This window comes from Bacteroides sp. AM32-11AC (genome assembly GCF_003603515.1).
Classification (GTDB): Bacteria; Bacteroidota; Bacteroidia; order Bacteroidales; family Bacteroidaceae; genus Bacteroides; species Bacteroides uniformis.
Genome location: NZ_QTNH01000003.1, coordinates 51,988 through 78,044 on the forward strand (window position 1 = coordinate 51,988; position 26,057 = coordinate 78,044).

The 26,057-nt window shown below is 43.1% G+C and carries 11 protein-coding genes; 7 read left to right on the forward strand and 4 right to left on the reverse strand.

Going from position 1 to position 26,057, the window contains the following annotated elements; genetic code table 11:
- Positions 1–11: 11 nt before the first annotated feature.
- Positions 12–2,546: a glycoside hydrolase family 9 protein gene (locus tag DW800_RS04175; RefSeq protein ID WP_044468313.1), complete on the reverse strand. Its 2,535-nt coding sequence runs from the start codon at positions 2,544–2,546 to the stop codon at positions 12–14.
- 339 nt (positions 2,547–2,885) lie between these two features.
- On the opposite strand from DW800_RS04175, the gene DW800_RS04180 reads away from it, so the two are divergent.
- The 6 genes from DW800_RS04180 (at position 2,886) to DW800_RS04205 (ending at position 15,191) form a co-directional block, all read left to right on the forward strand.
- Positions 2,886–4,139, forward strand: a complete 1,254-nt coding sequence (locus DW800_RS04180; protein ID WP_044469000.1) for an AGE family epimerase/isomerase — start codon at positions 2,886–2,888, stop codon at positions 4,137–4,139.
- A 23-nt stretch (positions 4,140–4,162) separates the two neighbouring features.
- A complete protein-coding gene (locus DW800_RS04185; protein ID WP_227224273.1) occupies positions 4,163–6,037 on the forward strand; it encodes a hypothetical protein in 1,875 nt (624 codons plus the stop codon).
- A gap of 286 nt (positions 6,038–6,323) precedes the next feature.
- Positions 6,324–8,735 (forward strand): TIM-barrel domain-containing protein, encoded by a 2,412-nt coding sequence (locus tag DW800_RS04190; protein ID WP_117703887.1) that lies wholly within the window; start codon positions 6,324–6,326, stop codon positions 8,733–8,735.
- Positions 8,736–8,883: 148 nt separating this feature from the next.
- Positions 8,884–12,072, forward strand: coding sequence for a SusC/RagA family TonB-linked outer membrane protein (locus DW800_RS04195; protein ID WP_117703888.1), 3,189 nt, complete (start codon positions 8,884–8,886; stop codon positions 12,070–12,072).
- Positions 12,073–12,083: 11 nt separating this feature from the next.
- Positions 12,084–13,763, forward strand: a complete 1,680-nt coding sequence (locus DW800_RS04200; protein ID WP_016272264.1) for a RagB/SusD family nutrient uptake outer membrane protein — start codon at positions 12,084–12,086, stop codon at positions 13,761–13,763.
- Between the two features lie 27 nt (positions 13,764–13,790).
- Complete coding sequence (locus DW800_RS04205) at positions 13,791–15,191, forward strand: alkaline phosphatase (protein ID WP_117703889.1); 1,401 nt, start codon at positions 13,791–13,793, stop codon at positions 15,189–15,191.
- A gap of 111 nt (positions 15,192–15,302) precedes the next feature.
- Here the strand turns inward: DW800_RS04205 and DW800_RS04210 are convergent, their stop codons facing one another.
- The 3 genes from DW800_RS04210 to DW800_RS04220 form a co-directional block, all read right to left on the reverse strand.
- Complete coding sequence (locus tag DW800_RS04210) at positions 15,303–17,558, reverse strand: glycoside hydrolase family 3 C-terminal domain-containing protein (RefSeq protein WP_044468306.1); 2,256 nt, start codon at positions 17,556–17,558, stop codon at positions 15,303–15,305.
- Between the two features lie 18 nt (positions 17,559–17,576).
- The gene (locus DW800_RS04215; protein ID WP_044468307.1) at positions 17,577–19,187 is read right to left on the reverse strand and encodes a DUF5597 domain-containing protein; all 1,611 of its coding nucleotides are present in this window, start codon (positions 19,185–19,187) and stop codon (positions 17,577–17,579) included.
- A gap of 153 nt (positions 19,188–19,340) precedes the next feature.
- Positions 19,341–23,333 (reverse strand): two-component regulator propeller domain-containing protein, encoded by a 3,993-nt coding sequence (locus tag DW800_RS04220; RefSeq protein WP_117703890.1) that lies wholly within the window; start codon positions 23,331–23,333, stop codon positions 19,341–19,343.
- Between the two features lie 261 nt (positions 23,334–23,594).
- Here DW800_RS04220 and DW800_RS04225 point away from each other — a divergent pair, with 261 nt between their 5' ends.
- The gene (locus tag DW800_RS04225; RefSeq protein WP_117703911.1) at positions 23,595–25,970 is read left to right on the forward strand and encodes an alpha-xylosidase; all 2,376 of its coding nucleotides are present in this window, start codon (positions 23,595–23,597) and stop codon (positions 25,968–25,970) included.
- Positions 25,971–26,057: the final 87 nt, after the last annotated feature.

A 26,057-nucleotide genomic window follows, 5' to 3' on the forward strand; every position in this document is an offset into this window, starting at 1 on the left:
CTCTGTCTTTCTTATTGTTTCAGCAACTGTTCTGCTGCAAGTACCAGGAACATATAGTGGGATGAACCTCCTCCCAGCACATATTCAGTTTGCTGCCAGAGGAACGGGAACGTGAGGAGTTCCGGGAAGTCGGGACGGATAAGAGCTGTACCGGAAATGACTCCACCGGGAATATACGACCAGTCTGCGCGGTTCAGTCCGTAGCCCACAGTGGCTGATTGTGCGCCGACACCCGAGGCGAAGGAAGCTTGGTTGGAGCCCGGGTGGCATCCGAGAATGAAGTTGAGGGCATTGAATACCGGTGCTTTCGGGAATATTTCCGGATAGGCGGTTGTCAGGAAGTAGTGCTGGAAGCCGAAACGCTGTATATCCCAGCCTGCACCCCAGATATGTGGACGGTAGGGAATGCCGTAAGGAGTCTCCTGCACTTGCTTGTTCAGCTCTTGTTCATATCCGGTCAGAGCTTTGCGGAAAGCGGTGGAGAAAGCTTTGGCTTTCTTGTTCTTCATTTGTGCAAACTGTTTTTCCACACGTGCCGTGTACCAGCCGATGCGGCCTATCTGCTTGATGATGAGCTCTTTGTTGTCCAGAATGAAGTCCATATAGGGTTGTTCGCCCGTGGTGAGGTACAGTTCTACGGCTGCCTGCACTTTGGGGAACAAGGCTCTGTTGTTGCCGTTTCCGGTAGAAGCATATACTTTGCGGGCAATGTCGAGACAATGTACACTCAATGTATCATTGAAGCCTTTCAATACGCGTGATACGGCAGCAAGTTGGGCGGCTGTCGACAGTTCTCGTCCGGGGTTGTCTTCTGTAAATATCCAACGGTCGTCTTCATTACCGATTTTTCCGTCCGTCATGGCGGCGGCATCACCCAGAAGTACGTATTGGCGAAGGTTGTTGCAGATGATTCCCCGGTAGAGACGTCCCAGTGCCAGGTAGCCGTTGACTACCGTAAGGGCGCCGTTCTCTACTTGTTGCAGCAAGTCATTCTTACCGTCGGGCTGGTGGATTTCCGTCACACGGTTTATCTGGTCGATGGAAGTCACGTCGAGATTCGGGTGGAAAGCTTCGTAGGCCAGTGCCAGGATATAGGATTCTCCGGCTTGGGATTCGATGCGGAGGTCAAAGTCTCCGGCATCGTGCCAGCCGCCTATGTTCACTCCGGGAACCACTTCACCCGGTTTGAACTTGGACAGGCCCTCTTTCTGGTCGTAGCCGTCGATATGATTGTGTGCCGGTGCCATCTGGGCATCGTCCATGTGGCAGCAGTCGTGCCATACGCGGTATTTTTCGTTGACGCGCATGTGGCACATCTGTACGGGAAGGAAGTATTCTAGTACGGGCTGCCATACGCCGCGGGCATATACGTCATTGTCGATGCGGAAGATAGGGGATACGGAGGTATCGTATTTAATCTTGTAGAGTCCCGGTTCCTTCACATCCGTGAAGTCCACCTTCAGATAGTTGTATCTCAGGAACTTGCCCCAATTGGCAGGAGTGACGTTCTTGACCACTTTCTCGCCGTCTGCGTCAATGCGGATGATTTGTGCCGTTTCCTTTCTGTTGTCACGTATATCCATTTCGATGACGGCTTCCTTGTCCTGAGTGGGATGATAACCTATCTGTGAAGTCTGGATAACCGGCTGATACATCCAGTCGGCCACTACGTTCGGAGTGATAATCCATTTGACGGCACCTTTGGTGACACCCGGTTTTATGTTGCTGCGCAGTACGAACCAGCCGTTGTTGTGGTTCATACGCCCGTCAAACAGTTGCAGGTCACCGCTCAATGATTCGATGGTAACTTTGTTGTAAGGGTCATCGGGCCGGGAGGTGAACTTGGTTCCTTTGGCATAAGGTTCGCTGATGATGTCGTCTGCCACAATCGGGCTGTAACCTTTTCCTATCAGTTTGTCCATGTCTGCCAGCGATTTTTTGCCGTCATGATAGTTTCCTGTATGCAGATAGTTGGGCTGGGTTGTCATCAGGGGGGAGTTGGGCTGTTGCGGGAAGATGCCGCTCTGACCGTCCATAATCCAGGGCTTGCCGAAGAGGGAACCCGGGAAGAATTCAAGGTTGAAGCCCACTTTTCCGATGAATTCCTGGGGAATGGGGCGGTCAAGATCTACGGTCACCTCTATGTTTTTACCTTTGCTTTCCACGTTTACCGTATATATAAGGTGGAGGTCCGGGTAAATCATCGGGTTGAATCCGGTGAGATGGCGTGAGGAGTCGGGATAGCACAGCGTGGCGGTGATGCTGTTGTCACCGAGCTTCCGGTCGAGCTGTTTCGGTACGGGTTGCCATTGTCCGGGCGTGGCTTCCAGGCGGATGTCTCCGTTTGTTGCCACACGGTGTCCGTTCATGATGATGCATACCCCTCCCTGGTGTCCTTCGGGATAGATGTCATCAAAAGCCATGACGTCGACTCCCTGGTTCTTGAAATAACCGGAGGATGTCAGCTTGAAGTCTTGCGCATGCAGCGTACTGCTGCCGCAAAGCAGTGCCAAGACTGATGCAAATAGGAAATGTTTCTTTCTCATAGTATCTATTTTTGAGTTACGAAATTTTCTACTAATATACGGACTAAAAAGGAAACGGATGGCTTTTGTTTGTAGCCAATAACGTTATGAAATGTGTCTTTTTCCTCTATTTTTATGATATTCATTGTTATATTTGTCATACAATGGTGTTTGAACTGCCAGATACCAACGTTTGAGCTAATAAAAGCTGATGTCTGGTAAAACAAGGACTCAGTACCCAAAAACAGCCTTTATCGGAACCAATTGTATCCATTGAAAAAGGATGGTAGTGAGTAGTGGCAACTTGTTTTTTTGTACATTTGCAATGTAACTATGATTAATTCCTTAAATCGCTATATTATGAAACGTATGTTTTCCGTTTTTTTGCTGATTACAGTATGGTTGCTGGTTACACCTTTCCTGCAAGCACAGTCACACGTAGACAAGGTTTTAAAAGATGAAATAACCTCGGACTTGAAAGAGAATATCCTCTCTTTTTGGGAAAGATACAGCGTAGATTCTTCCGGAGGCTTTTATGGTTCATTGGGACGTGACGGTGCCCCGATAGCGGATGCTCCCAAAGGTGGTGTACTGAATGCCCGCATCCTTTGGACTTTTTCAACCGCCTACCGGATGTATGGCGATACTGCCTACCGTAAATTGGCTGACAGGGCGCAACGGTATTTCATAGACCACTTCATTGATTCGCAGTATGGAGGCGTATATTGGCTGATAAAAGCGGACGGTACCCCATTGGATACGAACAAGCAGACTTACGGCTGCTCTTATGCTATCTACGGTTTGTCCGAACATTTTAGAGCAACGGGCAACAATGAAAGCCTGCAAAAAGCCATAGAACTTTACCGGACCATGGAGAGCAGAATCAAAGACCCCGTAAACGATGGTTATATAGAATCTTTCACCCGCGAATGGGGAGTTCCCCAAAAGCTGGGATATGATGGAGATGGCGTTGCCACCAAAACAATGAATACCCATATCCACGTATTGGAGGCATACACAGCTTTATATAAAGTATGGAAGGATAATGGCCTACGCGAACGTCTTACAAAAGTAATAGATTTGATAATAACCAAGCTCTACAATCCACAAACACATCACCTGATATTGTACTGTGATTCGAATTGGAACAATCTGGATGACATCGACTCTTACGGGCATGACATCGAAACTTCCTGGTTGCTGACGGAAGCTGCAGAGGCTCTGGGTGACCCGGAGGTTATCGGGAGGTGCAGGAAGGTAGCATTGGAACTTGCAGACGCCTCCTTGAAAGAGGGCATCAACCCGATGGGCGCCATGATGTACGAACGGCATAAGGACAAAATCAGGAAGGATGCTTCCTGGTGGTGCCAGGCGGAAACTGTGGTCGGTTGTATCAATGCCTGGCAACTGACTGGTGAACAATCTTATTTGGACAGTGCCGTCCGCACTTGGAACTTCATCAAATCACGGATGATAGACAAGGAGTATGGTGAATGGTTCAGAACGGTGCTGGAAGATGGAACTCCCCGCTACAAGGAGCCTAAAGCAAGTATGTGGAATTGTCCCTATCATAACAGCCGTATGGGGTTTGAGATTGATACCAGACTGAAATGACAACCTTTTATAGATTTGATATTATGAAGAATTTACGAATTTTCCAGTTTGGAATAGTTGTATTGCTGTGTGGTATATTATCTCTGCCGCTTTCTGCCCAGACGGAAGTGATGGCATGGAGCAATATCACGGGTGTCCGTGTAGACGGTGAATTGATAGACTTTGAGTCATCCCTGCGTGTCGGAACCTTGAAAGGAGATATGGAGATTACTGGAAAGGAGAAGCAGGTCCGTCCCGTTTTCCATCGTGAGGGGGATATGCAGGAAGTGACGACTACTCTACGAGGTGTAAAGTTCCATCAGAAAGTGACTGATAAGGGAAAAGGCTTGGTGGAGATTTCTATTGATGCGCTGTCGGACACTACTTTGAACCAGACAGCCTATTACTGTATTGCTTTAAGTCCGGAAAACTACGTTGATGCCAAAGTAAGGACAAGTGGCAGGAAGCTGACCGTTACTTCGGCCAATAGGAAGTTGGAATTCAAGTTCAATAAGTCTGTAAAGGCCACGGTTGAAAAAGAGTCTACCGGTACTGTTGTGTATATCTCGCTGATGTCGATTCTGAAAAAGGCTGGGAGAACAGCATTGTCTATGGAACTGCATGCTTCCGGAGTGATAGATCACAGTGACGCGGAAATTACATTGGATATGCAGAATCCGGGAAGTTTGTTTGCAGGCTTTGGAGGGAATTTCCGCCTGCAGAATCCTGCTGCCGACCCTAAAGTGATAGATTACTGTCTGGAAAACTTGCGCGTAGCTTATGGCCGTGTGGAATTTCCGTGGAGATTGTGGCAACCCGAAGAAGAATCCGATCCTATTGCCGTGGCACAGAATGGGGGACTGAACAAGCGGGTGGAGGAAAGTCTCCTCATGGCAAAGCGCTTGAAGGCGATGGGAATGCCGGTAATACTAAGCTGTTGGTTTCCGCCTGCATGGGCCATTGACGGAGGTCCTGCAAGTTATGCCCGTCAAGGTGGTGTCATTGCTTATCGTCTGGATAGCCGGAAAAAGGAGAAGATTTATAAATCCATGGCAGATTATCTGTTGTATGCTAAACGGTATTATGGTATTGAGTTCTCCATGTTCTCGTTCAACGAATCGGATTTGGGTATTGATGTCCTTCACACGCCGCAGGAGCATGCAGATTTCATTCAGGAATTCGGTGCTTATCTGGCAGGGTTGAATCTTCCTACCCGTATGCTGCTTGGCGACAATTCGGATGCTACGACTTTTGATTTTATCCTTCCTGCTTTGAACAATCCTGAGACTCATAAGTATATTGGTGCAGTTTCTTTCCATTCATGGCGTGGTTGTGATGATGTTACGTTAAGGAAGTGGGCGGATGCTGCCAAAGAGATTAATGTACCACTCTTGGTTGGTGAGGGTAGTACGGATGCCGCTGCTCATGGTTATGCCGAGATATTCAATGAGTCGACGTTTGCACTTTATGAAATCAATCTGTATACACGTATTTGTACGATTTGCCAACCATTGTCCATCTTGCAGTGGCAGCTCACTTCAGACTATTCGTTGTTGTGGGGAGGCGGCATTTATGGTTCCAAAGGTCCTTTGCGTCCTACGCAACGTTTCTGGAATATCAAGCAACTGGCCTCCACTCCGGCCGATGCTTTGGCCATTCCGGTCAGTAGCAGCAAGAAAAATGTAAACTGTGCGGCTTTCGGAAATATGGTGCGCGGAGAATATGCCGTCCATATGGTCAATAATGGGGCGGATTGCGAGGCTGTCATCTCCGGTATCCCTGCAGAAGTGAAGAAACTGAAAGTCTATGTGACCAATACAAAGGACTGCATGAAGGAAACTGCTGTGAAGGTAGAGAATGGACTGGTACGGGTACATTTGCCGGCCATCAGTTTCATTACTTTATTGTCAGGCGAATAACTCTAAAATTATATGTATCTTGCCCCGTCAGGGGAAAGTTGCCGTAATATAATGATGGCGAGGTACGTGAATTTACTGTTGTTGATACTGTTACGGGTGATTGTGTGTTTATAGGTAGCCGGAAGGAATGGAGGTATAAAATGTGTTCTGTAGGCTATATAAATGTGTTTGAACATTTATTCGGCAACAATTTTACCCTTTCAAAGAAATATTTGGGACACTGCAGAGAATTGTAAATCTCTATATTTGCATTAATTGGATTCTATTTATTTCATAGTATATCAAAATGAAAAAAATTCTATTTGCATTATGTGCGATTTTATGGTCAACAGTAGTGCTTGCCCAAGTACAGGCAAGAAGTAATGGTTTTGTCGTGACAGTCAAAGGGGTGGTTGTTAAGGTGGAGTTTTATACTCCCAATATTGTTAGAGTTTCGAAGACACTGGAGTCGGGCAATGTCAATCTGAGGAAAAGTCTGGCTGTGGTGCTTGAACCTACTCAGGTTGAAGTCAATGTTTCTCGGCAAAACGATATGGTAAAAGCTTCTTCTTCATTGTTGGAAGTTATTCTAGATTTAAATACGGGACGTGTCCAGTTCAGTAATCTGGATGGGAGTAAACTCTTGACTGAAAAAGACTACGGTGTCCAGTTGATGCCGTTGCAATATGTTCAGAGAATAAGGGAAAAGAAGGTGGAATCTCATGTTACTGGTGAGGTTGTACCTACTCAAAGTGCTCCAGGACAAAATACTCCCGGTTTGGATAGAGGAAAGATGCGGACTATTGTTGAGAATACTTATGAAGTGTCGCAATCATTTATTTTGGACGAGGATGAGGTTATTTACGGACTGGGCCAACAGCAGACTGGCAAGATGAATCAGCGGAACCAGCGGTTGGTTCTTGAACAAAATAACATGCAGATTGCTGTACCTTATTTCGCGTCTGTCAAAGGTTATGGTCTTTATTGGGATAATTATTCGATTACGACATTTGATGATACGCCTATGGGGACATCATTTAGATCAGAAGCTGGTGAAGCGATAGACTATTATTTTCTTTATGGTGGAAATGGCGATGCTACTGTAGCACTTTTGCGACAGCTTTCGGGACAAGCTCCTATGGTACCTTTATGGACTTTGGGCTTTTGGCAGTGTAAGGAAAGATATAAGTCGCAAGATGAGGTGGTAGAGGTTGCTGAAAAATATCGTAAATTGGGCGTACCGCTTGATGGGATAATTCAGGATTGGCGTTATTGGGGAGAGGATAATTCTTCTTGGAATGCGATTCAGTTTCTTAATCCAAATTTTTCCAGACCTCAAGAGATGTTTTCCAGTTTAAGGAAGATGAATGTGAAAATGATGATTTCTGTATGGCCGAGTTTTGGAAATGGAACGGAAATTTTCAAGGAACTTGATAAAAAGGGTGCATTATATCCTATGGTTTCTTCGCCCCGTGAGGCAAAAGTCTATGACGCTTTTAATCCGGAAGCTCGTGGGATAGTATGGGATTATATGAACAGGTATATGTTCCAGCTTGGTATGTCGGCATGGTGGATGGATGCTACAGAACCGGAATTTTATGGTGCCAAACAGTCTGATTTCAATTTTCAGACGAAAGAAGGGACTTTAAGAAATGTCCGTAATATTTATCCTCTGTACACTAGTAAGGCTATTTGGGATAATCAGCGTGCTACCACCTTGGATAAACGTGTATATATATTGACTCGTTCGGCCTATATAGGTTCGCAACGTTATGGTGCCGGTTCATGGAGCGGTGATATCCGTGCAAGTTTTGATGTTTTCAAGAAACAGATTCCGGCAGGTTTGAATTTTTCGATATGTGGCATTCCTTATTGGAATACCGATATTGGTGCATGGCATCCCTATGGCAATGTTTATAATACGGCACATAAGGACCCTGCTTACCAGCAGCTTTATGTGCGTTGGTTTCAGTTTGCTACATTTAATCCGATGATGCGCTCGCATGGTACAGGTTCACCCCGTGAAATTTATCAGTTTGGTGAACGTGGGTATTGGGCTTTTGATGTGCAGGAACAATACATTAAGTTACGTTATTCACTGCTCCCTTATCTTTACTCTACGGCTTGGCAAGTTACTAAAAATGGTTATTCTTATTTGCGCCAACTTTCTATGGAAGCTCCTCATGATACATCAACCTATCAGATTTCTGATGAATTTATGTTTGGAAGTGCTTTCTTGGTTGCACCGGTTGTTGAAGAAGATGCTGTTTCGCGTAGTGTCTATTTGCCCGATAATACTAAGTGGATTGACTTTTGGACAGGACAGATTCTGGATGGCGGGCAAGTAGTGGAACGTGCCACTCCTATAGAGATTATTCCGGTATATGTTAAGGCCGGCTCTATCGTACCTTTCACTACCAATGAGGTACAATATGCCACAGAACGGAAATGGGATAAACTTGAACTTCGTATTTATCCGGGCGATAATGGGGAGTTTGTACTGTATGAAGATGAGAATGATAATTACAATTATGAGTCGGGAGCCTACAGTGAAATTCCTATTACATGGGATAATGAAAAACGTATTTTGACTATAGGTGATCGGAAAGGCCGTTTTGCAGGTATGGTTAAGAATCGGAAATTCATTGTGAATATAGCAGGTAGTTCTTCTTCAAAAACAGTTTGTTATAATGGGCGAGAATTAAGGATTGAATTTTGAATCTATCGTTTTTGAGGGGTGTATATTTTGTGCAAATGTGTATTTGTTTTGTTGCTTTATTATGGAGAAATGAACTATGAAACAAAAGCAGGCATAAAAATACTATTTTTTCTCCCTTATGTTTAATCTATGCTAAATAATTTTGTGAATGATATTTCATAGCTCTTTCTTGATGGAAAGAAGGGCTTTTGTTAAACCAAATTATTTAGTACTTATGAAAAATGTAAGGAAGTATTTAGGGCTTGTGTCCATGTCGTTGGTATGTGCCAGTCCTCTTGCGGCAATGGTTATACAACCGTTTGTAGGTGTTACCATTGTACAACAAAATGTCATTACAGTGAAAGGACAAGTGATGGATGAAAAAGGAGAGGCGATTATCGGTGCTAATGTCATTGTAGAGGGTACTGCCCAGGGAATGATTACTGATATGAATGGAAATTTTTCTTTTCAATGTCCTGTTGGGGCTATTCTAAAGGTTAGTTATATAGGCTATTTGTCACAAACAATTAAAGTCTCGGGAAATGCTGGTACATTGAAGGTCATTTTGAAAGAAGATGCAGAAACCTTGGACGAAGTGGTGGTTGTAGGTTATGGCATGGTTAAGAAGAGTGACCTTACAGGTTCGGTGGCTTCAGTGAATGTTGATGAAATGGCTAAGCGTAATCCGGTGAATATAGGTCAGGCATTGCAAGGTGCTGCTGCTGGAGTACAAGTCATGAGAAATGGCGGTGATCCTTCCGGAGAAACCACAATCCGAATTCGTGGTATCGGTACAGTCCAAGGTTCTGCCGATCCCCTTTATGTCATTGATGGTATTATCAGTAGTGCTTCTATGGTTAATCCTGCTGATATTGCTTCTATTGAAGTCTTGAAAGATGCCTCGGCAACTGCAATTTATGGTTCGCGTGCGGCAAATGGAGTGGTAATGATTACTACTAAACAAGGTGACAAGAACAAGAGTCGTATCAACTTTACTGCTAATTTATCGGTTCAGTCTGTAAACAATACGATAGATGTTGCTGATGCTGACTTGTTTACTTGGGGTGTTCGTCAGAGTAAAGCGGCGGATGGTAAGTCCTTGACCAATTTAGCTTGGGGAGAACAATATGCAGGGCAACTTCAAACTATAGACTGGCAGAAAGAAATGACACGGACTGCTTTGTCGCGTAATTATCGGTTATCGGCCTCCGGAGGCAGTAGCACTTCCAACTATATGGCTTCCATAGGTTATACAAAAAATGATGGTACCATTATCAATTCTTGGTATGAACGGATTACAGCCCGTGCTAATGCAGTCAGCAAAATTCGTGACTTTCTGACTGTTAATACTAATCTTGCGTATGTTCGTACTGGTAGTCACGGAGGTGGGAACATGCGGCCATATGCTTTGACGGTTCCAACTATGGACCATCTTGATGAAAACGGTAATTTGATGAATGTACCTATCAAATATCCTGACGGAAGTTATGGGGTACCTTTGCAAGAGATGAATGGGGATGTACCGAGAGGTAGTGACAATTTAGTGGCGAGAGCATACGATAATGACAGCAAGAATTTTACAGACCGGGTACAGATTGATTTTGGTTTGACAGTGGACATTTTGAAAGGCTTAACATTCAAAACCACCAACAGTTACAATGTAACCAATAAAAGTTCTTGGGATTATTCACCTCGAAATGAACGTACCATTACTTCTGATGGTTTGGATACCTTTTCCATGGAAATGAGTCGTAGTAGTGATTGGAACAGTGAGAACTACTTTAATTATATTTTTGATACAAAGGGGCATCATATCAATGCTATGGTAGGGCAATCATTCAATCAGTCGGTAGATGGATTTGAACTAAAAGGAAGCGCTAAGGATTTTCCTGCGGATAACTATCGTGACATCGCTTCTACATTGAATTCTACTACTAAAAACGTTGAAGGTGCTTTAAAAGTTAAAACTACCAGTCTTTCTTATTTCGGTCGTTTGATTTATTCTTATAAAGATAAGTATTTATTTACTGGTACAATCCGTCGTGACGGTTCTTCAGCTTTCGGACGTACAAATCGTTGGGGAACTTTTCCTTCAGCTTCGGTAGCTTGGCGACTGAATGAAGAATCTTTTATAAAGAATCTGAATATTTTCAGTAATTTGAAATTTCGTATTGGCTGGGGTAAAACTGGTAGTTCTTATGGTGACGGTTCTAAATCTATTGCCCAGATTTCAACAAGTAAGATGTATTATTATTGGTGGAATGGGGTAAATTACACAGAACAGATGGGAGCTGCCAAAGACAAGGAAATTGATACGAATCTTCATTGGGAAACGAATGAACAGACCAATTTGGGTATTGATATGGGATTTATGGACAATGCCTTGAATGTAACATTGGATTATTTTATACGTAATTCTTATGATTTGTTGCTGGATCGTAATATGCGTCCTTCTACAGGTTTTACTTCCATTTATACGAATGCCGGTAAAATCCAAAATAAAGGATTTGAATTTGCTGTGAATTATCGTAAGACTTTTGGAGACTGGTTTGTCAATGTGGGAGTGAATGGTTCTGCCCTTAGGAATGAAGTAAAGGAAGTCGGTGATCCTATTTTTGCTACAGAGGCCTCGAAGGGATATGAATGGGACAACCATTCCATTATTAAGAATGGATATGCCATAGGTTCGTTTTATGGTTATCGTGTAAAAGGAATTTTTCAAAATCAGGCCGAAATTGATGCCCTTAACAATGCGTCTTCCACTGGTAAATACCAATCCGGTTCTACACAACCCGGTGATTACTATTATTGGGATAAAGATGGTAATGGATATATCAATGCGGACGATAAGGATATAATAGGCAATGGATTTCCTAAACTGACTTATGGTATCTCTATTAATGCCAATTATCGTAAATGGGATTTTATGCTTTATGGTTATGGAGCTTATGGGCAAGATATTCTATCGTATTCAGCGATGAGTCTGTCTTCTATCCATAATTCAACGGGTGAATTCCAGAATTGTTTGCAGGAATATATAAGTAATGCTTGGACACCAGAGAATCACAGTACCAAATATGCTCGTATGACGGTTTCGGACAATAATAAGAATACACGTGTGTCTGATGCTTGGATTAAAAAAGGTGATTTCTTCAGACTTCAAAATATTCAGGTCGGTTATACCTTTGATTGGGGAATGAGAATTTATGGGAGCATTGAGAATTTATTCACGATTTCTTCCTATAATAAATACGGTGATCCGGAGATAGGTACGGGGAGATTGAATTTGGTGGGATATGATTCAGGCCGTTATCCCTATCAGAGAACTTATAGTGTGGGTATTAGTTTACAATTTTAAAAAATAAGAATATGAGAAAGAACAAAATATTATCTGTTATCGGTGGATTGGCAGCCTTTATATTTACTTCATGTGATGGTATATTTGATGTGGATTATTATACATTTTTGCCCGAAGATTATATATTTACCAATGAATCTACTATTGAGGAGGGGCTATTGGGATGTTACGAATTGCTTTATCCGAATAGTTTCGGAGGGAGTTCGTGGGGGGTACGTCCTCATATGATGCTTGCGAACTTACCTACTTTAGATGTACAAGCTTCCGGATGGGATTTTAATTATTGCAAGTATGAGTGGACTGCTTCCGAGAGCCAGTTCCGTTATTCATGGAAGTGCTCGTATGCTGCTATCAGTCGTATAAACAGTCTGCTTGCGGGAATGGAGAGTGTCAAGGAATCCGTATTTAAGGAAGGGATAAAGGCGAAAAATGAAGTTATTGCTCAAGCCCGTGCCTTGCGTGCGTATAATTATATTTATTTAGGTAAGAACTTTGGACGTGTACCAATGTTGATGACCGGTGAAAACTACTCAACCTCTCCCGCCAAGCCTCGTCCTGAAACAGCTGATGAAATGTGGAAGCTCATTATTGAGGATTTGGAATATGCGACTGGTGTGCTTGATTGGCAACCGTTAAATGGCCAGTATGGGCGTGTAACGAAAGGTATGTGTCTGGCCTATTTAGCTGAGGCTTATATGTATAATAATGATTATGATTCTGCCAAGCAAAGGTTGAAGCAGATTATTGATAGTAAGACTTATGAATTACTTCCTTGTTTTGCTTCAGTTCACGATATGGGAAATTATTGGTCGAAAGAAAGTGTTTGGGAACATTCCTTCTATAAATTCTCTACAATGACCAGTAGTGCGAGTAAACTTACTGATGCCTTGATTCAGATGGGTTACCGTTGTGCTTCTATGGAACATGCAGGTTATGGCTCATTCTGCTTGTCATGGGAGTTTTATAATTCGTTTGAACCGGGTGATAAACGAAAGCAGTATTCGTGTGTTGCATTGGGTGAAACCAATCCTTATACCGGTGAAGCTATAGGGGTTGATCCTGCTTATAATGCAGAGTTTGTAGGGACAGACCATAATCCGAATGTTTATACATTGAAATATTGGCGGGAACAGCATGGAGCCATGAAAAAAGATCATAACTATAATCCTTGTTCACTTACCATGAAACGATATGCAGGTGTATTGTTGGATTACGCAGAGTGCTGTTTCCGTACCAACGATGAGGCAACCGGTTGGGAAATAATCAAGCAGATTCGCAACAGGGCGTGGGGAAATCTGGAAACTGGGATGTCGGGTGAATATGTGTTTGGTTTTGAGGATCTTTCTTATGTAAGAGATGATTATAAACTTAATAAGGTAAAAGTAGAGGTGCCTGATGCTAAGAGCTTCTATACCAGATATAAGGCAGAAAAAGGATATACGGCAGATGTATGGTTAGTGGCTCTGACGATTGAACGCCGTCATGAGTTCAACATTGAATTTGAATTGTGGTATGATTTATGTCGATCGGGAATGGCCGAACAGTTTATCAATTGCGAATATCCGATGAATGAAGGTTGGACGAAACGCGATTTTCCGTTCTATGACTACTACATGCTTTTTCCGATTCCTACGGATGAGATTTTGAATAATGATCTTATTAATGAAGAAGACCAGAATCCCGGATATTAAAAATAATAACCTATAAATTTTTAGTATATGAAACGATTGAGGTGTATTTGCATTTTACTGTTTTTGTTTAGTCTGGCTTATGCTCAGCAAGCAAAATATGTATTCTATTTTATTGGTGATGGAATGGGAGTAAATCAAGTGAATGGTACGGAAATGTATCTTGCGGAGCAGGAAGGCCGTATTGGAGTAAAACCATTGTTGTTTACTGCATTTCCCATTACGGGTTTTGCTACAACATTTTCTGCTTCCAATTCTGTTACTGATTCTTCGGCTGCGGGGACAGCTCTTGCCACCGGAAAAAAAACATATAATGGAGCTATTAGTATGGATAATGAAAGGAATGTCCTTCAAACTGTTGCTGAACAAGCGAAAAGGTCCGGTCGGAAAGTGGGCATAGCAACAAGTGTCAGCGTGGATCATGCAACTCCTGCTGTGTTTTATGCTCATCAACCGGATCGTAACATGTATTACGAAATAGCTCTCGATCTTCCAAAGGCTGGATTCGACTTTTATGCAGGTAGTGGCTTTTTGAAGCCTGCAACTTTTGCCAATGGGAAAGAAGCACCAACAGTTTTTCCTGTCTTTGAGGAGGCTGGATATGCGATAGCCAGAGGTCTGGATGATTTTAAAATAAAAGCTGCACAAGCCGGTAAGATGATTCTTATCCAGAAAGATGGTGCATCGCCTTCCAGTTTACCTTATGCTATCGACCGTAAGGAAGGGGATATGACATTGGCACAAATTACGGAAAGTGCCATCTCTTTCTTGACCAAGGACCGGGATAAAGGTTTCTTTTTAATGGTTGAAGGTGGGAAAATAGATCATGCCTGCCATGGTAATGACGCTGCTACTGCTTTTGAAGAAGTCATTGATATGGATAATGCGGTGAAAGTGGCTTATGAGTTTTACAAGAAACATCCGAAGGAAACTTTGATTGTTGTTACGGCTGACCATGAAACGGGTGGTATGGGTTTAGGGACTATCAAATACGAGTTGTCACTGAAATCTTTGGCTAGTCAGAAGCAATCTCAAGATATCTTGTCGCGTTATATTACAAACTTGCGGAAAGATAAAAACAATAAAGTTTCTTGGGAGGATATACAATCATTATTGGCTGATAAAATGGGCTTCTGGAAGGAACTGCCATTATCTTGGGAGCAAGAAAGGATGTTGCGTGATGAATACGAACTTTCTTTTAGAAGAAGGAAAGCTGTTTTTGAAGAGACCCTTTATGCACGTACTGAACCTCTTGCTGCCGCAGCCAAGAAAGTGATGAACCTGATTGCCATGGTGGGGTGGACGAGTGTAAATCATACAGCTGGATATGTACCGGTTTTTGCTATAGGCATCGGTTCCGAGCTGTTTAAAGGAAAGATGGACAATACGGAAATCCCGAAACGAATAGCGAAAGCTGCTGGATATAAATGACAATAGGTATGGAAAAGGCCATTCTAATTCAAATGATTGGAATGGCCTTATTTTTTAGCTGTTATTTATTGAATAGAAATCAGTCGCAGACTCTCTGCCGGAACCTGAACCCTACTGTGGCTTGTATACATTGATAAGATTGATTTCAGTATTCAGAGGTAAATTCTCAGAGGAACTGCCTACCCTGATGATGGCAGGACCTTCTTCGAAAGTCCAACCATGTTTCTTTTCGTCCCAATGGCACAACTGTTCCAGAGGTATGGAGATAGTAATTTCTTTACTTTCTCCGGCTTTTAGGGCTACTCGCTGGAAACCTTTCAGCTCGTGTGCCGGACGTTCGATGGCAGATTGAGGGCGTGTGATGTAGACTTGTGCTACTTCTTCCGCATTCATTTTTCCTATATTATCTAATGTGAAACTGACGTCCACTTGGCTTTTGTTGATTTTGGCTTGCAACGCTGAATATTGGAAATTTGCATAAGAGAGTCCATGGCCGAATGGATAAAGAGGAGATATATTCTTAGTGGCATACCAGCGATAACCCACAAAGATGTCTTCGGCATAATCAGCTTCGGCTTTTTGCTCTGCACGGAATTTATCTCTGTTTACGAGGTCTACGAATACATCGCGTGGCCTTTCTGGTTGTTGCTGAGGGTAAACCCCTAAATGATAGGCTGGCGAATCTTCCAGTTTTATAGGAAAAGTGAAAGGTAATTTCCCCGAAGGCGAAATTTTCCCGGACAGTACATCTGCTAAGGCATGTCCTCCCTCTGAGCCATTAAACCAAGATACTAAAATACTTGAAGAGTTTTTCTCTATTGTCTGCAAATCAACAGGACCACCAATTACCATTACCGAAACAATGTTTGGATTGGCTTTGGCTATGCTCTGTATTAATTCGTCCTGATGCGATGGTAAAGTGATATTTTTGCGGTCAGAACCTTCTGTTTCCACTTCGCGGTTGTTGCCTCCGACAAAGATGACCAAGTCCGCTTCTTTGGCTAAGGCGATTGCTTCTTGAACCAGCCGTTCGCTTTTTTCTCTGATCTCTTTCTCTGATGAGGCTGTTTCGTTGCTGTTGCGCTTGTGCCGTGAGGAACGTTCCTGCGGCAGGTAACCTTGTGCATACTTGATTTTGACATTGGTTCCCTCATAAGCCTTCTGTAGTCCTTCCAAGGGTGTAATTTCATATAAAGCCTTGACACCGGCACCTACACCGCCCGTAGCCATATGCCGGACTGCATTGTCTCCGATGACGGCTATGTCCTTCACTTTTTCGGTGTTTATGGGCAGCAGTCCGGAGTTTTTGAGCAATACGATGCTTCTGGAAGCAACTTCATAGGCAATCTGCTGCTGGGCAGGCAGGGAAGTCATTTGGGTATTGGCTTCTTCTTTGGGAACAGCCGGGATAGCCAGCCGCACACGAAGCAGGTTCCTTACTTTCTCGTCAATGACTTTTTCCGAGACGACACCGGCTTGTACCGAATCGAGCAATGCCTTACCAAAATATCTGTCGTTGGGCATCTCTACATCAAGACCTCCCAGTGCAGCTTTTGTGGTGGAGTGGGTGCCTCCCCAGTCGGAAATGACGATACCCTTAAATCCCCATTCACCGCGTAGGATTTTATTCAGGAGGCGGTCATTCTCCGAGCACCATTCACCTGACACTTTATTGTAAGCAGCCATTACACCGTAGGCATTGGCTTTCTTCACAGCCGCCTCAAAAGGGGCGAGGTAAATTTCTCTCATGGCACGTTCGGAAACTTTTACGTCTACGAATCCGCGCATGTTTTCTTGGTTGTTCAGTGCATAATGTTTCAGACAGACAGCTTCCTGATGGTCTTGTGCACCTAATGTATAGTTGACAGCCAGTTCACCACTCAGTAGGGGGTCTTCACTTAAATATTCGTAAGTACGTCCTCCGGTTGGGATGCGTTGTATGTTGATGGCCGGCCCTAAGATCATGTCTTTACCCCGGAGTTTAGCTTCGGCAGCCATTCCCTCTCCGTATTTGTATGCCATTTCCGTGCTCCATGTAGCTGCAAGGGCAGAGCCTGTCGGGAAGAAAGTGGCGGAATCGGTGCTTAAATGCAAGGAGTTCCATGAATGCGGTTCCATTTCTTCGCGAATGCCGAAGGGACCGTCGGCATATTCTATGTCAGGTATATTCAGACGTTCGACACCTGCCGATGAAAACATGTTTTTTCCGTGGAGCATGTTTATTTTTTCTTCCAGTGTCATTTCTGCTATGATGTTTGTGATTTCGTCCTCGTGTTGTGTCAGGGGATTGACCTTTTCATTGGTAGGACTACATGCAGAGAAACATCCTCCTATGCAAATTAGTAATGATAATGTTGAGTGTTTCATGGTATGATTTTTTTATTGTTATCTTGTTGTCAATGTAAAATGGAGGATACTGGGGGCATCACCTACTTGCGGTCCTCCCCAGTCTGTCTGGTCACCGTTGAGGATACGGAGCATTTTGAAATCACCGTTCTCATCATAGAATCCTTCTTGTACTTTCAGGTACTGCCAGGCTTTTCCTTGTTTTTTCCCTATTGGTTCGAAAGTGAACCGGCAATTAGTACCGATACCGATGAATTCGTTTTCGCCAAGTTGGATAATCATGGCCTTTCCGTTGGCCGGACGCTTTTCGGCGGCAGCGGTTTGCCCTCCACGGGTGTTGCCGAATTTGATGATGGCTTTCCAACTGCCTAAGCTGACGTACTGTTCTGAATGGTCGGAAGGCTCTATGACAGGGTGTATCCTGTCTTCTGCACTCCATTCAGCCAGCAAGTGTGCCATCGGTTTTAGTATTTCATATTCAGCGGATAAGGGGGATTGCCTTTGCATGTCTGGAGAAAAGTTCCTCCGTTGGTCTACGCCGAATGGGGAAAAGCCGATTCCTTTTGCGATGGTATGATAAAGGAATCTCGGGCTTCCGATGGTTTCGGGAACCATTAATGCGTTATCGGGGCGGGCATATAGTTCGAGCACTTTCAGGACCGCCTTGTCATCACGGAGGTAGATGTCCGGAGCGACGAAGTCGATGTCAGGGGCTGCGGCTTTCCAGATGGATATGACATTGTCCGTTGCACCGCCGCTTTCATAGTGGTCTGCTGTGGGATTCGTCAGAGGATCTCTTAAGGCAACATTGATGTATAGGGGAAGCGGATAAATTTCTTTTCCTGCTTTGGCCACATAATTGATATAACGGGCTACGTACCATGCATGGAAATATTCGTCTGCCCGTTCGCCAAAGACTTCCTTCCAGCTCCCTTTTGCATTTTTCGGTACATTCAGTTCTTTACAAACAGTGGGTGTCAGAATTTCTTGGGGAATGGAGCCTTCGAATAGTTTTTGGGCTTTCTTCGAATAGTCTCTTACGCTGCCCCATGTCCCTGGTTCATTCTCCACTTGTACCATGATGACCGTATGTTGTGTATCTGCTTCCTTCAGATAACCCATGAATCTGGCGAAAGCTTTGGCATCCGCTTTCATCGCTTCTTCACAATGCGGACTGGGAGAGTCTACTTCTTGACCATTTTTGCCGACAACATTGGGATACTTCTTAGAATCTGTTTTCATCCATTCGGGCATGTAGTGATTGCTTCCGTTCTTCCAGGTGGCAAACCAGAGGAAGATAAGTCTCATATTGTTTTGCCGTGCCTGATTTAATACTGACTGCACTTGTGAGAAGTCGAACTTGCCTTCTTGAGGTTCCAGTTGTTCCCAATATACCGGTATTTCTAATGTGTTGGCATGCATTTCTTTCATCACATTCCATACATTGGGCAGCATGGAGGCCCAGTTGGATGAGTTTCCGCATTGTCCTCCCAGAACAAAGAAAGGTTTGTTGTCCACCAAGAGTGTGTAACGTCCGTTTTTCTGTATAAGCTTGGGGATGGATGTGTCTGTTTGTGCTGACAGCCACGTTGTGGTAAGTAGCATGGCGATACAAAAAGCCCATGCCTTGTAATTGGAGATTTGTTTCATGCTTGTTGATTTTGAAAAGGTTATTATTTGGCAAAGATGCTGATTCTTTTCGTGAAACGGCTCTCTCTTTTGTGTCTGATAAGGGAGGATAATGTTTCCCGTTTATTATTTGTTGGCAATAACTGTTTCTGCAAGCATAAACCGGAGTAAAACCTATTCTTCCGGTGTCTCTTCAGCATCTTGTTCCGGATACTGTCCATCTTCTTCTTCTTCGTTGGTTTGTATTTTTCTGCTATGTTGCCTTATGAATTCGGAAGGGCTGATGTTGAACTCATCTTTAAAATGTTTGGAGAACACTTTGGGTGAGTTATAGCCCAATATGTAGGCAATCTCTGAGATTTGCATCTGGCTTTCTGTCAGGAGTTGTTGTGCCCGTTTCATGCGGATGGTCTTGATGAATTCGATGGGTTTCTTTCCCGTTATCTTAATCATCTTCTTGTAGAAGTAGCTGCGTGATATGTTCAGGCTGCTGGCAAGTTCCTCGACGGAAAATTCCGTTTCATTTATATTGTCTTCTACAATGGCGATGGCTTTTTCTATCAATTGCTGGTCAAGGGAGGTAATGGTGATGCGGCTGGGTTCGATCTTTATCTCCTGATTGAAGATTTCTTGCCGTTTTATATTCATTTCAATCATTTTGCAGATGCGGAGTTTTAGCACTTCCATGTTGAATGGTTTGGTAATATAATCGTCGGCACCGGTTTCGAGTCCTTCCAATTGGTGCTCTTCGCTTGCTTTGGCTGTTAAAAGTATTATGGGAATATGAGAATAACGTATGTCTTTTTTAATGTTTGAACACAGTTCCAGCCCATCCATTTCCGGCATCATGACATCGCTGATTATTAAATCTGCATCTTCTTTTTTTAAGATGGATAAGGCTTGTTTTCCATTGCTGGCTTTCAGTATATGATATTGTTTGGAAAGACTTTCAGAGAGAAACTTGAGAAAGTCGTAGTTGTCATCTACAAGCAGAATAGTGGATTGGCGAGATTCTTCTTCTGCCGATTGCATTTTGATTGTATCATCTTCTTCGATTACTTCACTGTTTTGGTGTAACGGGAATGTAATTAAAAAGATAGATCCGCAAGGATGATTGTCTTTGACACTGATTTTGCCATGATGCATTTTTATATATTCGGAGGCAATATGTAACCCAATGCCGCTGCCTCCGCTATTTGCCGGATTTTTGCTTGACTGATAAAATCGCTGGAATATTTTCTCCTTGTTTTCGTCTTCGATGCCGCAGCCGGTATCTGCGAATGTCAGTTCCAGATTTGATTCTTTCACCTCAATATTCATTGAGATACTTCCTTTGTTAGGAGTGAACTTAAAAGCGTTGGTTAGTATATTTGTACAGATTTTGCGCATTTTGTCATAATCAAAATCCATAAAAACAGAGTGTTGCGGGCAAGTGAGAGTATAGTTTATGCTCCTTTTTTGTGCTATCGGGTCAAAAGAGTAGAATATTTCGCTTAGAATGATGAGGATATTGTCATGTTTGCATTTCAGGCTCTCGGCTTTGGCATCCAGTTTTCTGAAGTCCAACAACTGGTTGATGAGTTCCAGCAAGTAGTTGGCGTTCTGCTTTACCATGTCAAGTATGCCTTTTCGGTGTTCGGGATGGTTTTCGAGAAATTCTTCAAGCGGATTAATAATCAGTGATAAAGGGGTGCGTAGTTCATGACTTATATTGGCGAAGAACTGTAGTTTCATGTCATTGATTTTTTGTTGTTTTTCATTTTCTATTTCAACAGTTTGTAGAATCAATTTTTGTTTGTGACGCATGCGCAGGCTTCGAATAACCAGTAAGATTAGGCACATGGCGATACATGTATAAATTGTGTATGCCCACCAAGTGCGCCATAGGGGAGGAAGGATATTGATTTTCAATTCTTTGATGTTTGGACTCCAAATGCCTTGTGAGTTGCATGCTTTTACAGATAATGTATAGTCTCCGGCAGGCAGCATAGACAGATTGACCTTATTGTTGTCTGCGTACACCCAGTCAAAGTTTCTTTGGTTAATTTTATAGGCATATTTTATTTTGTCTGTTTCTGCAAAGTCAAGTGCAGAGAAAGATAAAATGAATGAATTTTCTTTTTCAGTAAAAGAAAGGGTCTGTGTGCATTCAAGTGAACTTTCATTCGATAAGTTGGGATGGTATATTCCTGATTTGAGTTCAATCCCTGTCAGGTAGATGTTTGCGTGGTAGTCTGTTGCTAAAATTTCTTGGGGAATGATTGTCTGATATCCTTTGGGGGTACCTATTAAGATATTGCCATTGTCCAACTTGAGTATAGCATGTATATTGGTATCATTGCATATTAATCCGTCTTTTATGGTATAATTCACAATGTAATATTTTCCATTTACTATTTGGACTCGTGAAATACCGTTTCCCGTACCGATCCACATTTGTTTGTTGTTGTCTTCTATAATAGCTTTGACGAAGTTGGTGGCAAGCCCACTCTTCTGGTCAAGAAAAAGGATGGAATCGTTCTTCTGGTCCCAGACACTTATTCCATGTGAATGGCCTATCCAAAGAAGGTTGCGGCTGTCTTTGTAGACAGTAAGGATATTCTTTTCGCTGAAGTGGTTGTCTTCATCGAAAAGGCTATAGGTTTGGTTTTCTGTATCAATGATGATCAATCCTCCGTTGGAAGCTACATAAAGATATTTGTCGCTGTCATAGTACATATCTCGGATGAAAAACTCTCCGGGGCGATACAGAACTGTGTCGAACTCTTCGGTTTCGGGGTTCAGCCTTTGAACGTAACCTCTCATTGTCCCTATCCATATATAACCATATTTGTCGACTTTTACTGTATATACGTTGTTTTCGAGCAAGTGGCTGTTGCTTACTGTATACTGTTTGATTTTCCCTTTTGAGTAGCACAAGAGTCCTTTCTGATAAGTTCCGATCCACAAACGGTCTTTGGAGTCTATGGATAAATCAACCACAATATTGGCAGGGGTTGGTATTTTTTCATATAAGTCACTTGCCAATGATTGGCGGATTAAACCTGTACCATCCGTACCGTAATATATAAATTCCTGATCGGTGTCTTTACAGAAGGTCAGGATGTCATTGTACTCTGGAGACTTGTTGCACAGTATGATTTGAGACATCGGACTGTAATAGGATATGCCGTGTTTAAAGTTGCCTATATATACAATTCCATCTTTGTCTTGATAGATTGTACTAAGGTTGTTACTGGCAATGGTATGCTGCTTTAGAGGGGTATGGGTCAGGTTGGTAATTGATTTGTTCAAGGTATTGTATATGAATAGGCCCTTGTGGCTGGTAAGTATCCATACGTTTCCATTGCCTATGTCCAGGATGCGTTGTATCCGGTTATATTGCATGTCCTGGCCATTGTTTAACTTTATTTCTTCCCATTGCCGGGTGAAGCTGTTTTTGTGCAATAGCAGGCTGTTCTGGTATGTATATAACCATATATTCTCGTTCCGGTCGGTATAAATATGAGGCTCGTGGTTTTTCAATAAAGGTATGAATGTTGTAGGGATGGCGATTTCTTTGGTTTCAGAGGTCTGCTTGTCTATACTGTATAATGCGCCGTCGGAGTACATTATATAGATGGACTGTACTGCAATAGATATGTTTGAGATTTTTTCAGTTTGTAGGGGAAAAACCTTGATGGGGTTCTTGTCTTCATTTTGTAAATAGAGCTTGCTACGGTTGTAGGCCCAGAATTCATTTCTGGGAGTCATGCCTATTCTTTGAATGTTTTTGCTTGGTATATGTTTCTTTTCAAGTACGGACTTGTAATCGTTGCTGATTTTCCCTGTTTTATAGTCATAAATGCTGTATTCGTTGGCTGTTTTAATCCATATGTTGCCTTGCGGCCCTTCAAAAACTTCAAAGATGGCATCATCGGATAGTCCTGAATTACTTTGATAATATTGATGGAATGAGTAACCGTCGTATTTGTTGAGCCCTGATTCAGTTCCTATCCACAAAAAGCCTCTACTGTCCCTGAAGATGCTTCGGACACTATTGTTGGAGAGTCCTTCTGATATGGAAAGTTGTTTAAACATCATGGTTAGTGTTTTCTCGTTCGTATTTCCTGAAGTGGTGAGTATAACACACAAGATATAAATGGCGGTTGTGAATAGGCGCTTCATGTATTTCTTAATTTTAAATTAGGAAGGTTAACAATATCATAATTCAAAATTAAAAATAATATTCTGATTAGGCAAGACTATTTTTGTGTATATATTGAGGATTATGTCATTTGTTTGTTGAAAAATAATGTATTGTTTGTTTCCAAAGGTGCCGAAATGTGCATTGTGAAACAAAATTGGGTATTAAAAGACATTTTTATAACCTATGTTTCGCTTTGGAAAGGAATATATTTGGCAGCAAAATCACTTAATTCTAATATTATGATAAAGAAAATTTTAACGGTGGCGATGCTTGTGTGCACTTGCAGTAGTTCATTGGCACAGCCGCATGTCAATGATGGTACTTCGTATTTGATGAATCAGGCTTTGGATATGAGTACGGACTTCCTTGATTTAAGTAATACTTTATTCTTTGCAGACCATCTGGAATCATTCGACGTTAAGTCGGGTGAAGGACTGGTGAATTGGAAACGGGGGCATTTAATGCCACGTCAGGCTTTCAATACCAACGGTGCGCAACCCCGTAAAATGAGAATGCTCGATTTTCCTTTTACTGCTTATGAGAATGACCCGAACTTAAAATTTAAGATTGACTTTGTAACTCCGCGTACAGTACGTATTCGTATGCTTACTACTCCAGTGGAACCTAAGGTAAGTACATCCATTATGCTGGCGAAGGAACCGGGTAAAGATGAAAGTTGGAAGGTAACCGAAACGGAAAATACCATTGTCTATGCCGGTAATTATGGAACTGTACAAATAAACAAGAATCCTTGGAGGGTTGTATTGAAAGATAAGACAGGACGTATATTAAGTCAAACCGTTACTTTGCGTGATGCTGATTCTACGCAAGTGAAGTATACCCCTTTCAGTTTCATTAAAAGGGGAAGCGACAATGCTCGTCGTATCAATCCCGTGTTTACTCTGACTGCAGATGAGATGATTTTTGGCTGTGGCGAGTCTGCTACAGGGTTGAACAAAGTGGGGCAGAAAGTAAATCTGTTTGTTACAGACCCACAAGGTCCGGAAACAGACCAGATGTACAAGCCCATTCCTTTCTTTATGAGCAATCGGGGATATGGTATGTTCATGCATACTTCCGCACCTGTCACTTGTGATTTCGGTGCTACTTATATCGGGCTGAACAAAATGTTTATGGGCGACGAAAACTTGGATTTGTTCGTATTCTTCGGTGAGCCGAAAGACATCTTGGATGAGTACACTGATTTGGTAGGAAAACCGGGTATGCCTCCATTGTGGTCTTTTGGTACATGGATGAGCCGTATCACCTATTTCAGTGAAAAAGAAGGTTATGATGTGGCTGCTAATATCCGCAAGAATAAGTATCCGTGCGATGTTATCCATTTCGATACCGGTTGGTTTGATGTAGACTGGCAATGCGATTATAAGTTTTCTGAAAACCGTTTCCAGAATCCCCGGCAGATGTTGAAGGACCTGAAGTCGCAAGGGTTCCATGTCTGCTTGTGGCAGTTGCCTTATTTCACTCCCAAGAACCGTTATTTCCCTGAACTGATAGAGAAAAACATGTATGTGAAGAACGGTAACGGGGAACTTCCTTATGAAGATGTAGTGCTCGATTTCTCCAATCCGGAGACTGTAAACTGGTATCAGAACAAGTTAGCCGGACTCTTGAATATCGGTGTCAGTGCCATCAAGGTTGACTTTGGCGAAGCTGCTCCTCTGAACGGTATTTATGCCTCTGGCAAGAGTGGTTGGTATGAGCACAATCTCTATCCGGTGCGCTACGACATGGCAGTATCCGAGATAACCAAGAAGCTTCATAATGAAAATATTATGTGGGCCCGTGCTGCGTGGGCCGGTTCACAACGCTATCCGTTGCATTGGGGCGGTGATGCTGCTACGACGAATACGGGTATGCTGGGTACACTCCGTGCCGGTTTGTCCTTCGGTTTGTCGGGTTTCTCTTTCTGGAGCCATGATATGGGAGGGTTTGTAAAATCTACTCCCGAAGATTTGTATTGCCGTTGGTTGCCGTTCGGTTTTCTGACTTCTCATACTCGTGCACATGGGGCACCTCCGACAGAGCCGTGGTTGTACGACAGCAAGCGTGTACAGGATGTTTTCCGCAAAAGTGCAGAGATGAAATATCGGCTGATGCCTTATGTTTATGCCCAAGCTAAGGAATGTACCGAGAAAGGTTTGCCGATGTTGAGAGCCTTGTTCGTGGAGTTCCCTGATGACCCTGGAGCATGGAGGGTGGACGATGAATATCTTTTCGGTTCGCAGATTCTGGTTGCCCCCTTGCTCGAATCCGGTATAACCGGCCGCACCGTTTACCTTCCCGAAGGAAAGTGGATAGACTATCAGACGGAGAAAGTGTATGAAGGCGGATGGCACAGGATTGAAGCAGGCAGCCTGCCGATAATCATGCTGGTGCGCGACGGTTCGGTGCTTCCTCATCTGAAGTTGGCGCAGTCCACCTCTGAGATGGATTGGAGCAAGATGAGCCTGAAAGTGTATAGTGCCGATAAGAAACAGGCGGAGGGCTTGATATGCCTGCCTACAGACAACCGCATTCAGGTAGTGAAAGTGGATTGCGCAAAGGCGAAACCGCAGTTGCTGAATCAGGTTGAAGGCACTTCCCTGAGTTTCTGAACTTAATCTTTGAAAATCTATATTTAATCCACTCCTGCCGGTAGGCCGGGAAAAGAGTAAACCTTTTTTGCCACTATAGTGGCAAAG

What these genes read in the sequence shown, in the direction of transcription:
- DW800_RS04175 (WP_044468313.1), bottom strand. Translation starts at nt 2,546, where the DNA reads ATGAGAAAGAAACATTTCCTATTTGCATCAGTCTTGGCACTGCTTTGC.
- DW800_RS04180 (WP_044469000.1), top strand. Translation starts at nt 2,886, where the DNA reads ATGAAACGTATGTTTTCCGTTTTTTTGCTGATTACAGTATGGTTGCTG.
- DW800_RS04185 (WP_227224273.1), top strand. Translation starts at nt 4,163, where the DNA reads ATGAAGAATTTACGAATTTTCCAGTTTGGAATAGTTGTATTGCTGTGT.
- DW800_RS04190 (WP_117703887.1), top strand. Translation starts at nt 6,324, where the DNA reads ATGAAAAAAATTCTATTTGCATTATGTGCGATTTTATGGTCAACAGTA.
- DW800_RS04195 (WP_117703888.1), top strand. Translation starts at nt 8,884, where the DNA reads ATGATATTTCATAGCTCTTTCTTGATGGAAAGAAGGGCTTTTGTTAAA.
- DW800_RS04200 (WP_016272264.1), top strand. Translation starts at nt 12,084, where the DNA reads ATGAGAAAGAACAAAATATTATCTGTTATCGGTGGATTGGCAGCCTTT.
- DW800_RS04205 (WP_117703889.1), top strand. Translation starts at nt 13,791, where the DNA reads ATGAAACGATTGAGGTGTATTTGCATTTTACTGTTTTTGTTTAGTCTG.
- DW800_RS04210 (WP_044468306.1), bottom strand. Translation starts at nt 17,558, where the DNA reads ATGAAACACTCAACATTATCATTACTAATTTGCATAGGAGGATGTTTC.
- DW800_RS04215 (WP_044468307.1), bottom strand. Translation starts at nt 19,187, where the DNA reads ATGAAACAAATCTCCAATTACAAGGCATGGGCTTTTTGTATCGCCATG.
- DW800_RS04220 (WP_117703890.1), bottom strand. Translation starts at nt 23,333, where the DNA reads ATGAAGCGCCTATTCACAACCGCCATTTATATCTTGTGTGTTATACTC.
- DW800_RS04225 (WP_117703911.1), top strand. Translation starts at nt 23,595, where the DNA reads ATGATAAAGAAAATTTTAACGGTGGCGATGCTTGTGTGCACTTGCAGT.